The organism is Streptomyces bugieae (assembly GCF_036352915.1).
GTDB lineage: Bacteria > Actinomycetota > Actinomycetes > Streptomycetales > Streptomycetaceae > Streptomyces > Streptomyces endophytica.
This window is the reverse complement of record NZ_JAZBJP010000037.1, coordinates 60,241-69,396: the sequence shown is the minus strand read 5'-3', so window position 1 is coordinate 69,396 and position 9,156 is coordinate 60,241. Positions and strand designations below refer to the sequence as shown.

12 protein-coding genes are annotated in these 9,156 nt (G+C 72.7%); 11 read left to right on the top strand and 1 reads right to left on the bottom strand.

Features of this window, described 5'->3' with window-relative positions:
- Positions 1–190: 190 nt before the first annotated feature.
- From V2J85_RS34575 to V2J85_RS34560, 5 genes are all read left to right on the top strand, one after another.
- Complete coding sequence (locus tag V2J85_RS34575) at positions 191–892, top strand: LmeA family phospholipid-binding protein (protein WP_261956276.1); 702 nt, start codon at positions 191–193, stop codon at positions 890–892.
- A gap of 245 nt (positions 893–1,137) precedes the next feature.
- Positions 1,138–1,245, top strand: a complete 108-nt coding sequence (locus tag V2J85_RS41500; RefSeq protein WP_351531855.1) for a putative leader peptide — start codon at positions 1,138–1,140, stop codon at positions 1,243–1,245.
- Between the two features lie 223 nt (positions 1,246–1,468).
- Positions 1,469–2,314 carry a sulfurtransferase gene (locus V2J85_RS34570; RefSeq protein WP_261956277.1) on the top strand — a complete coding sequence of 282 codons (846 nt, stop codon included), beginning with the start codon at positions 1,469–1,471 and terminating at the stop codon, positions 2,312–2,314.
- A gap of 39 nt (positions 2,315–2,353) precedes the next feature.
- Positions 2,354–2,641, top strand: coding sequence for a DUF1416 domain-containing protein (locus tag V2J85_RS34565; RefSeq protein ID WP_030372838.1), 288 nt, complete (start codon positions 2,354–2,356; stop codon positions 2,639–2,641).
- A gap of 156 nt (positions 2,642–2,797) precedes the next feature.
- Positions 2,798–3,085, top strand: a complete 288-nt coding sequence (locus tag V2J85_RS34560) for a DUF3099 domain-containing protein (RefSeq protein WP_261956278.1) — start codon at positions 2,798–2,800, stop codon at positions 3,083–3,085.
- A gap of 74 nt (positions 3,086–3,159) precedes the next feature.
- Here V2J85_RS34560 and V2J85_RS34555 read toward each other — a convergent pair whose 3' ends face one another.
- Positions 3,160–3,525 (bottom strand): DsrE family protein, encoded by a 366-nt coding sequence (locus tag V2J85_RS34555; RefSeq protein ID WP_261956279.1) that lies wholly within the window; start codon positions 3,523–3,525, stop codon positions 3,160–3,162.
- A 261-nt stretch (positions 3,526–3,786) separates the two neighbouring features.
- Here V2J85_RS34555 and V2J85_RS34550 point away from each other — a divergent pair, with 261 nt between their 5' ends.
- The 6 genes from V2J85_RS34550 (at position 3,787) to ygfZ (ending at position 9,018) form a co-directional block, all read left to right on the top strand.
- Positions 3,787–4,374, top strand: a complete 588-nt coding sequence (locus tag V2J85_RS34550; protein ID WP_265361582.1) for a heme-binding beta-barrel domain-containing protein — start codon at positions 3,787–3,789, stop codon at positions 4,372–4,374.
- A 232-nt stretch (positions 4,375–4,606) separates the two neighbouring features.
- On the top strand, positions 4,607–5,650 hold the full coding sequence (locus tag V2J85_RS34545; RefSeq protein ID WP_261956281.1) for a FecCD family ABC transporter permease: 1,044 nt from the start codon (positions 4,607–4,609) through the stop codon (positions 5,648–5,650).
- A complete protein-coding gene (locus V2J85_RS34540; RefSeq protein ID WP_330823754.1) occupies positions 5,650–6,444 on the top strand; it encodes an ABC transporter ATP-binding protein in 795 nt (264 codons plus the stop codon). The genes V2J85_RS34545 and V2J85_RS34540 overlap by 1 nt, the downstream gene beginning before the upstream one ends.
- 9 nt (positions 6,445–6,453) lie before the next feature.
- A complete protein-coding gene (locus V2J85_RS34535) occupies positions 6,454–7,488 on the top strand; it encodes an ABC transporter substrate-binding protein (protein ID WP_330823753.1) in 1,035 nt (344 codons plus the stop codon).
- A gap of 67 nt (positions 7,489–7,555) precedes the next feature.
- Complete coding sequence (locus V2J85_RS34530; protein ID WP_261956284.1) at positions 7,556–7,993, top strand: Fur family transcriptional regulator; 438 nt, start codon at positions 7,556–7,558, stop codon at positions 7,991–7,993.
- A 44-nt stretch (positions 7,994–8,037) separates the two neighbouring features.
- Entirely contained in the window at positions 8,038–9,018 is a 981-nt protein-coding gene (gene ygfZ, locus V2J85_RS34525) for a CAF17-like 4Fe-4S cluster assembly/insertion protein YgfZ (protein WP_261956285.1), read from the top strand.
- The last annotated feature ends 138 nt before the right edge of the window (positions 9,019–9,156 follow it).

Sequence of the window (9,156 nt, the reverse complement as noted above, 5' to 3'; positions counted from 1 at the left end):
CAGCGCCGCGGCGGCCGCGGTGGCGGCGGCGCCCGCCCGCGGCCGCCGCTCCCCTTTGGGGAAGGCGTCGTTTAGGGTCTGATCCACCGGACAGGCCCCTGGGGACCGTCCGGATCGCAGGCAGGGGGCCTGCACACCAAGCGACGGGGCCGGCCGGGCAGTGCCGGCCCAGTGTGGGGGTAGTGGTTCGATGCGTGCACTGAAGGTGTTGTTGGTCCTCGTCGTCATATTCGGCGGGCTCTTCGTGGCCGCCGACCGGGTGGCGGTGAATCTCGTCGAGGACAAGGCCGCGGAGAAGATCCGCAGCAGCCAGGGGCTCGACAAGAACCCGGAGGTCACCATCAAGGGCTTCCCGTTCCTGACCCAGGTCGCCGGGCGGGACCTGCAGGAGGTGGACGCCGAGCTCGGCGGGATCGAGGCCCGCGCCGGCGGGCACGCGCTGCGCATCGACAAGCTGTCGGCGCAGTTCCACGACGTGGCGCTGACCAGCGACTACATGTCCATCGAGAGCGCGGCCACGGCCACCGGCAACGCCCGGATCAGCTACGCGGACCTCACCAAGGCCGCGGGCGGCGGCGTCAAGATCACCTACGGCGGGCAGAAGAACGGCCGCAGCCAGGTCAAGATCTCGCCGAACCTGCCGCTCCTCAGCTCGCTGGACGTGACCGGCTCGATCAGCATCGTCCACGGCACCACCGTGCGGCTGCGCGCCGACGGGCTGCCCGCGATGTGCCGCGCGCTGCCGGGCTGCGAGTCCAAGGTGCGGGCCCAGACCGACCACGACTGGAAGCTGGACCAGCTGCCGGGCAACCTGAAGCTGGACAAGGTGGCGACGCTGGCCGACGGACTGTCGATCTCCGCCTCCGGCACGGACGTCAAGCTTCCCGGCTGACCCCGGGCGCCCGCGGCGGGCCGCCCCACCGGCCCGCCACCCGGCCCGCCGTCCGACCCGACCACTCGGTCGTCCATTTACTGAGACACCCGGGTCCGCACCCCAGACCCCCCACCGCCGAACGACCTCCGGCGCCCGGCCCGTGGCCGCCCGATCCCGGCGCGCATCCCACATCGCGGACAGACGCGTCTCGCCATTCGACACGCCGGTGACATGCCCGGCTCCGCGTCCCTACGATCGGTGCCATGCAGAGCGCATTGAGCCGTTCCCGTCCGCGGGGACTGGCGGTCCTCACGAAGCGGCGGGCAGTGGACCTGTGCCGCGTCGCCGCCATGCTCTGTCGCCCTGTCTGACGGGGTGCGCCCCTCCCCCAAGCTCGTCACGAGCCCGGGGTGTTCCCCTCGCCCGCCCGGCCGGCCGGCCGCTCCGGCCGAATCCCCCGCGTGTCCCCCGCACCGCGCCGCTCCGGCGCCCCGACGATCGTCAGTGGGCCGTCCGGAAGCCTCCGGCGCGCGCCCGGCGTACCCGCGTGCCACTTCCCCAACCGCCCCCGTAACTGCCCCGGAGGAGAAGAACATGAGCCGTAGCGACGTCCTCGTAGACGCCGACTGGGTCGAGGCCCACCTCGAGGACCCGAAGGTCGTGATCGTCGAGGTCGACGAGGACACCTCGGCCTACGACAAGAACCACATCAAGAACGCGGTCCGGATCGACTGGAAGAAGGACCTCCAGGACCCGGTCCGCCGCGACTTCGTCGACCAGGCGGGCTTCGAGCAGCTGCTCTCGGCCAAGGGCATCGCCAACGACGACACCGTCGTCCTCTACGGCGGCAACAACAACTGGTTCGCCTCCTACGCGTACTGGTACTTCAAGCTCTACGGCCACGACAGCGTCAAGCTGCTCGACGGCGGCCGCAAGAAGTGGGAGCTGGACTCCCGCGACCTGGTCGACGGCTCCGAGGTCCCCAACCGCCCGGCCACCCAGTACCAGGCGAAGGCCCAGGACACCTCCATCCGCGCCTTCCGTGACGACGTCGTCGCCGCGATCGGCAGCCTCAACCTGGTCGACGTCCGGTCCCCCGACGAGTTCAGCGGCAAGCTGCTCGCCCCCGCGCACCTGCCGCAGGAGCAGTCGCAGCGCCCCGGCCACGTGCCCAGCGCCCGCAACATCCCGTGGTCGAAGAACGCCAACGACGACGGCACCTTCAAGTCGGACGAGGAGCTCAAGGCCCTCTACGAGGAGGAGTCGGTCGACCTGGCCAAGGACACCATCGCCTACTGCCGGATCGGTGAGCGCTCCGCGCTGACCTGGTTCGTGCTGCACGAGCTGCTCGGCCAGACCAACGTCAAGAACTACGACGGCTCCTGGACCGAGTACGGCTCCCTGGTCGGCGTCCCGATCGAGCTCGGCGCCAACAAGTAAACAAGGCTTCTCCCCCGAACCCCTCAAGGAAGTACCCCTATGTGTGGAGCACAGGCCGGCGGCCCGGACGCCTCGACCATCAAGCCCGGTGAGACCACGATCCAGGGCAGCGTGACCCGCGACGGCCAGCCCGTCACCGGTTACGTCCGACTCCTGGACAGCACCGGCGAGTTCACCGCCGAGGTTCCCACCTCCGCGACCGGACAGTTCCGCTTCTACGCGGCCGAGGGCACCTGGACGCTGCGCGCGCTCGTCCCCGGCGCCACGGCGGACCGCACCGTCGTCGCCCAGCAGGGCGGGCTGGCGGAGGTCGCCATCGCCGTCTGACGGCGACCCTTGTCCGTACCTTCCGTACGGCCGTGAGGGCCGCACCCCCGAGGCTTGGACGCCTTGGCGGGGGTGCGGCCCTTCGCGTTGCCCCGGCCCCGGAACCGGGCCGCGCCCCGGCTTCTTTCCGGACCCCCGCGGATTTACCGTGGAATTGTGTACGCGCACCAACGGACGCCCGCAGAGCGCCGTCACCGCCGGTACTTCGTGCTGATGGGCGTGTGCCTCGTGCTGTTCGTGCTGGCCTGGGGCGTGGTCCGGCTGTGGTCGGTGCCGGTCGCGGTCGGCATGTGCGTCGTCGCCATGGTCATCCCGCCGGTCGCGGCGATCATCGGCAACCGCCGCGAGCCCGGCGAACGCTGGTGGGACGAGTCCGGCGACCCGGAATCGGACCGCTGGTGGCGGGAGCTCGACGACCGCGGCGACGACAAGCACCCGCGGTAGACAAGCAACCGCGGTAGCGTCCCCCGACCGCCCGGGGGCGGTCAGGGGCCACCGCGGCCGGCACCCGCGAGCGGTCAGTACACCAGCGCCTGCACGTCGTCCGGCATGATCTCGCTGACGAAGACCTGGGCCCCGGCGATGCCCGCGCCCTCGATCAGGTCCTTCTGCTCGATGTTGCGGCGGGCCGCACACTGCGTGCAGACCGTGATCGCGCCGCCGCCCGCGCGGATGCCGTCGATCAGTTCCGGCAGTGGTGCGGCGTGCGGCAGCTCGAACTCCGCCGCCCGCCCGGGCAGCGCGAACCACACCGACTCCCCGGTCAGCCAGAGCGACACCTCGACGCCGCTGGCCGCCGCCACCGCCGCCACCGTGAACGCCTGCGAGCACCGCTCGGGTGCATCCGTCCCCGCCGTCACCTTGATCACGAGCTTCTTCGCCATGAGGCAAGAGTAGGCGCGGGCCGGCGGCAGACCTCACAGCGCCGTGGCCGATGCCGCCGACTAGACTCGCAAGCGGTCCGTTACTTCCTCACTCCGTCCAAGGAGCGCACCCGTGCTTGAGGCATTCTTCACCACCCTGCTGGTCCTGGTCGCCGTCGGCGTGATCGCGTTCGCCGGTCTGACCTGGGCGAAGCTGTTCCAGGGCCAGCGCTGACGCACGCGGACACCCCTTTCCCCTCTCTACAGATCGCCTGAGCTCTCATGATCGAGATCCCCTCCGACCTGAACCCGGCCCTGGTGCCGCTCGCCTTCCTCCTCGGCCACTGGGAGGGCGCCGGCGTCGCCGACTTCCCCGGTGCCGAGAAGTGCAACTTCGGGCAGGAGGTCACGTTCTCCCACGACGGCCGTGACTTCCTGGAGTACACCTCGCACAGCTGGGTGCTCGACTCCGAGGGCAAGAAGGTCCGCCCGCTGGAGAGCGAGAGCGGCTACTGGCGGGTGGACGCGGACCGCAAGGTCGAGGTCGTGATGGTCCGGGACCAGGGCGTCGTCGAGGTCTGGTACGGCGAGCTGGCCCACCAGAAGCCGCAGATCGACCTGGCCACCGACGCCATCGCGCGGACCGCCGCGTCCGGCCCGTACAGCGGCGGCAAGCGGCTCTACGGCTACGTCAACAGCGACCTGATGTGGGTCGGCGAGAAGTCGACCCCGGACGTGCCGCTGCGGCCGTACATGTCCGCGCACCTGAAGAAGGTCGCCGGCCTCAAGGAGTGGGCCGAGAGCCTGCCCGACGACATGCCGGACGGGGTCTCCTTCTTCAACCCCGACGGCACTCCGTACCAGGGCTGACCGGCCCGCACGCACAGCTTGACGCGCCCCCGCGGGGGAAGTCCGGTGAGAGTCCGGCACTGACCCGCAACGGTGAGCGGAAGCCTCCTTCCGCAAGTCCGATCGCCCGCGGCGGCGCACGTTCCCGACAACTCGCCGTGGACTGCGAGGGGACGCCGCCGGGCACCAGCGCGCCGGGCCGCCGCTCCTTCCTTCCCCCAGGACGCGGCCCGAGCGTTGAGGTGTCCGCCCCTTGGCCCGCCCCGCCCGCACCGCGCCCCTGGTGGCCGCGCTCCTCCTCGCCCTGCTCGGCTCCGTGCTGTGCGGGACCGGCCTCGGCGCCGCCGGGGTGGGCTGGGCGGAGGTGGTCCACCACCTCACCGCCGGCCTGACCGGCGGCACGATCACCTCCGACGAGGTCTCCGCCTACACCATCGTGTGGGAGCTGCGCTTCCCGCGGGCCCTGCTGGCCGCGGTCGTCGGCGCCGGGCTCTCCGCCGTCGGCGTGGCCGTCCAGGCGCTGGTCCGCAACGCGCTCGCCGACCCGTTCGTCCTCGGCATCTCCTCCGGCGCGGCGGTCGGCGCCAACGCCGTACTGCTCTTCGGGGCGCTGGGCGGGCTCGGTGTCTGGGCGCTGTCGGTGTCCGCGTTCGGCTCCGCGCTGCTCGCCATGACCCTGGTCTACGCGGCCGCCCGCACCGCCCAGGGGCTGACCCCGCTGCGGCTGGTGCTGACCGGCACCGCGATGTACTACGGCTTCTCCGCGATCAGCACGCTGATGGTGTTCACCGCCGACCGCGGCGAGGCGGCCCGCTCGGCCATGATGTGGCTGCTCGGCAGCCTGAGCGGGGCCGGCTGGGGATCGCTGCCGATCGCGGTGGTGGCGGTGGCCGCCGCGCTGGTCCATCTGCGGCTCTCCGCCGGCCGGCTGAACGCGCTGGCCATGGGCGACGAGACCGCCGCCACGCTCGGGGTGGACGCCGGGCGGCTGCGCCGGGAGCTGTTCGTGGTGGCCGCCGCGGTCACCGGCGCGGTGGTCGCGGTCAGCGGCGCGATCGGCTTCGTCGGGCTGATGGTGCCGCATGTGACGCGGATGCTGACCGGCGCCGACCACCGCCGGGTGCTGGCCGTCGCCCCGCTGGTCGGCGCGGTGCTGCTGGTGTGGGTGGACCTGGTCTCACGGGTGCTGCTGGCGCCCGTCGAGCTGCCGGTCGGCGTGGTCACCGCCGTCATCGGGGTCCCGTGCTTCGTGCTGCTGATGCGGCGGCGCGGCTACACGTTCGGGGGCGGTGCCTGATGCGGCTGGACATCACCGGTCTGTCGGTGGAGGTGGCCGGGACCCGGCTGGTCCACGACATCACCCTGCGGGCCGCGAGCGGCCGGGTCGTCGGCCTGGTCGGCCCCAACGGCAGCGGCAAGTCCACGCTGCTGCGCTGCGTCTACCGCGCGCTGCCCCCGGCCGCCGGCGCGGTCCGGCTGGACGGCGCGGACCTGCACGCCATGGACGCCCGGGCCGGGGCCCGGCTGCTGGCCGCGCTGCCCCAGGAGTCCGGGACCGAGTTCGACTTCACCGTGGCCGAGGTCGTGGCGATGGGGCGGCTGCCGCACCAGCGCGGCACGGGCCGGCCGAGCGCCGCGGACACCGCGGTGTGCGCGCGGGCCCTGGCCCGGGTCGGCGCGGCCCATCTGGCCGGGCGGGGCTTCCTCGGGCTGTCCGGCGGCGAGAAGCAGCGGGTGCTGATCGCCCGCGCGCTGGCCCAGGAGCCGCGCGTCCTGGTCCTCGACGAACCGACCAACCACCTCGACATCGCCCAGCAGTTGGCGGTCCTGGCCCTCGTCCGGGACGGCGACGCCGCCGGGGCACGGCTGACGGTGCTGACCGCCCTGCACGACCTCAACCTGGCCGCCCGGTACTGCGACGAGCTCCACGTCCTCTCCCGGGGCCGGATCGCCGCCGCCGGCCCGCCGTACGACGTGCTCACCCCCGAGCTGCTGGCCGAGGTCTTCGGCGTGCGCGCCCACCGCGTCCGGCACCCCGAATCCGGCGCCGTCCAGCTGCTGTTCGACCGTCTGCCGCCCGCCTCGTCCTAAGGACCCGTCATGCCCCGCCGTTCCGCCGCGCTGCTCACCGTCCTCGCCCTGGCCCTGACCGGCTGCGGCGCCCGGGTCGCCGACGATCCCGCCGGCGCCGGCACCGCCGGCCGGGAGACCGCCGGCGGGCGCCCCGGCCACCGCCCCGTCACCGTCGAGAACTGCGGGGTGCGCAAGACCTACGACCACCCGCCGCGCCGGGTGGTCACCAACGACGTCGGCATCACCGAGATCATGTTCGCGCTGGGCCTCGCGGACCGGATGGCCGGTTACGTCATGCCGGACGACAAGGGGCGGGTCGACGCCGTCCCGTGGAAGGCCGCCTACGGCCGGGTCCCCTGGCTGTCGAAGAAGACCCTCACCAGGGAACTCGCCCTGGACGCCCGGGCCGATCTGGTCTTCGCGGGCTGGAACTACGGCTTCGGCGAGGACAACGGCCTGACCCCGGCGTCCCTGGAGAAGCTCGGCATCGACACTTACGTGCTGACCGAGTCCTGCCGGCACGGCGCGGACGGCGGCGCCCGCGGCGTCATGCCGCCCCTGGAGGCGCTCTACACCGACCTGACGAACCTCGGGAAGATCTTCGGCGTCGAGGACCGCGCCGCCGCCCTGGTGAAGCGCTACCGGCGGCAGATCGCCGAGGCCGCCGACCGGGCCCCCGCCCACCGGCCCTCCGTCTTCCTCTACGACGACGGCCGCGACAAGCCGCTGACCGCGGGCCGGTACGCCGGTCCGCACGACATCATCACCAAGGCCGGCGGGGTCAACGCCATGGCGGACCTCAAGGACTCCTGGACGACCGTCGGCTGGGAAACCGTCGTCGAGCGCGACCCCGACGTCATCGTCGTCAACGACTACGGCGACACCTCCGCCGCACAGAAGAAGGCGTTCCTGCTGTCCTACCCGCCGCTCGCCCACGTCTCCGCGATCAAGCACCGGCGGATCCACGTCATGGACTACGCCGAGCTCGTCGAGAGCCCCCGCAACCCGGCCGCGGTCGGCGCCCTGGCGCGCTATCTGCGCGGTGTACGCGCGGGCGGCTGACCCGAGGTACGGCCGGGGGCTGACGCGGCGCGTACCCCGCCGCCGTCCACCCTCCTACACTGGCGGTGTGGTGACCACCGACTGGCAGAGCGACCTCCGCAGGCGCGGATACCGGCTGACCCCGCAGCGGCAGCTCGTCCTGGAGGCCGTGGACAGGCTGGAACACGCCACCCCGGACGACATCCTCACCGAGGTACGCAAGACGGCCGGCGGCGTGAACATCTCCACGGTCTACCGGACCCTGGAGCTCCTGGAGGAGCTGGGCCTGGTCAGCCACGCCCACCTCGGCCACGGCGCGCCGACGTACCACCTCGCCGACCGCCACCACCACATCCACCTGGTGTGCCGGGACTGCACCGAGGTCATCGAGGCGGACCTGTCGGTGGCCGAGCCGTTCACCGCGACGCTGCGCGAACAGTTCGGCTTCGAGACCGATATGAAGCACTTCGCGATCTTCGGGCGGTGTGCGGGCTGCCGCGCCAAGGCCGCCGGCGACGAGGGCTGAAGCCACCCCGGCCGAAAGCCGCGACCGCGTCGTAGGCTGGGCCCATGCTGCGACAATCACCCGTCAGCCCGCTGCTGTCGCTGCCCGGCGCCGTCCCCGCCGAGGCCCCCGACGAAGGCGTCGCCGCGCACTACGGCGACCTCTTCCGGGAGCAGCGCGCCCTCGCCGACGGCACCGGCTTCGTGGACCTCTCGCACCGCGGCGTGGTCACCGTCAGCGGCCCCGAGCGGCTGAGCTGGCTGCATCTGCTGCTCACCCAGCACGTCAGCGAACTCCCGCCCGGCCAGGCCACGGAGGCGCTGATCCTCTCCGCGCACGGCCACATCGAGCATGCGCTGTACCTCGTCGACGACGGGGAGACGACCTGGCTGCACACCGAGCCGGGGGGCCAGGAGGCGCTGATCGCCTACCTGGAGAGCATGAAGTTCTTCTACCGGGTCGAGATCGCCGACCGGACCGACGAGATCGCGGTGGTCCACCTGCCGGCCGGGTCGATCACCGAGGCCCCCGAGGGCACCGTCGTCCGGGAGACCGCGCACGGCCGTGATCTGTTCCTGCCGCGCGCGGAGCTGCCGGCGTTCGCGGACGCCCACGGCCCGGCGATCGGCGTGCTGGCGCTGGAGGCGCTGCGCGTCGAGGCGCACCGCCCGCGGCTCGGCCTGGAGACCGACCACCGCACCATCCCGCACGAGCTCGGCTGGATCGGCACCGCCGTCCACCTCCAGAAGGGCTGCTACCGCGGCCAGGAGACCGTCGCCCGGGTCCACAACCTGGGGAAGCCGCCGCGCCGGCTGGTCTTCCTGCACCTGGACGGCAGCGAGGTGCACCTGCCCCCGCACGGCGCCCCGGTCCGGCTCGCCGCCGACGGCGAGGAGGGCCGCCAACTCGGCTTCGTCACCACCTCGGCCCGCCACCACGAACTCGGCCCCATCGCGCTGGCCCTGGTCAAGCGCAACGTCCCCGTGGACGCACAACTGACCGCGGGCGGCACGGCGGCGGCACAGGAGGTGGTGGTGGAGCCGTAGGGGGAATACCCACCCCGCTCCACCACGTTGTGGCCCCGCAGGGGGCGTTCGCTTCCCCTAGGGAATCCGTTCGCCTCCCCCCTACGGGCCCTCACCGGCGCCTCGTCCCCCTGCGGCCGCCGCTGCCCCGAGCCCCCA

What these genes read in the sequence shown, in the direction of transcription:
- V2J85_RS34535 (WP_330823753.1), top strand. Translation starts at nt 6,454, where the DNA reads ATGCCCCGCCGTTCCGCCGCGCTGCTCACCGTCCTCGCCCTGGCCCTG.
- V2J85_RS34550 (WP_265361582.1), top strand. Translation starts at nt 3,787, where the DNA reads ATGATCGAGATCCCCTCCGACCTGAACCCGGCCCTGGTGCCGCTCGCC.
- V2J85_RS34555 (WP_261956279.1), bottom strand. Translation starts at nt 3,525, where the DNA reads ATGGCGAAGAAGCTCGTGATCAAGGTGACGGCGGGGACGGATGCACCC.
- ygfZ (WP_261956285.1), top strand. Translation starts at nt 8,038, where the DNA reads ATGCTGCGACAATCACCCGTCAGCCCGCTGCTGTCGCTGCCCGGCGCC.
- V2J85_RS34565 (WP_030372838.1), top strand. Translation starts at nt 2,354, where the DNA reads ATGTGTGGAGCACAGGCCGGCGGCCCGGACGCCTCGACCATCAAGCCC.
- V2J85_RS34570 (WP_261956277.1), top strand. Translation starts at nt 1,469, where the DNA reads ATGAGCCGTAGCGACGTCCTCGTAGACGCCGACTGGGTCGAGGCCCAC.
- V2J85_RS34540 (WP_330823754.1), top strand. Translation starts at nt 5,650, where the DNA reads ATGCGGCTGGACATCACCGGTCTGTCGGTGGAGGTGGCCGGGACCCGG.
- V2J85_RS34575 (WP_261956276.1), top strand. Translation starts at nt 191, where the DNA reads ATGCGTGCACTGAAGGTGTTGTTGGTCCTCGTCGTCATATTCGGCGGG.
- V2J85_RS41500 (WP_351531855.1), top strand. Translation starts at nt 1,138, where the DNA reads ATGCAGAGCGCATTGAGCCGTTCCCGTCCGCGGGGACTGGCGGTCCTC.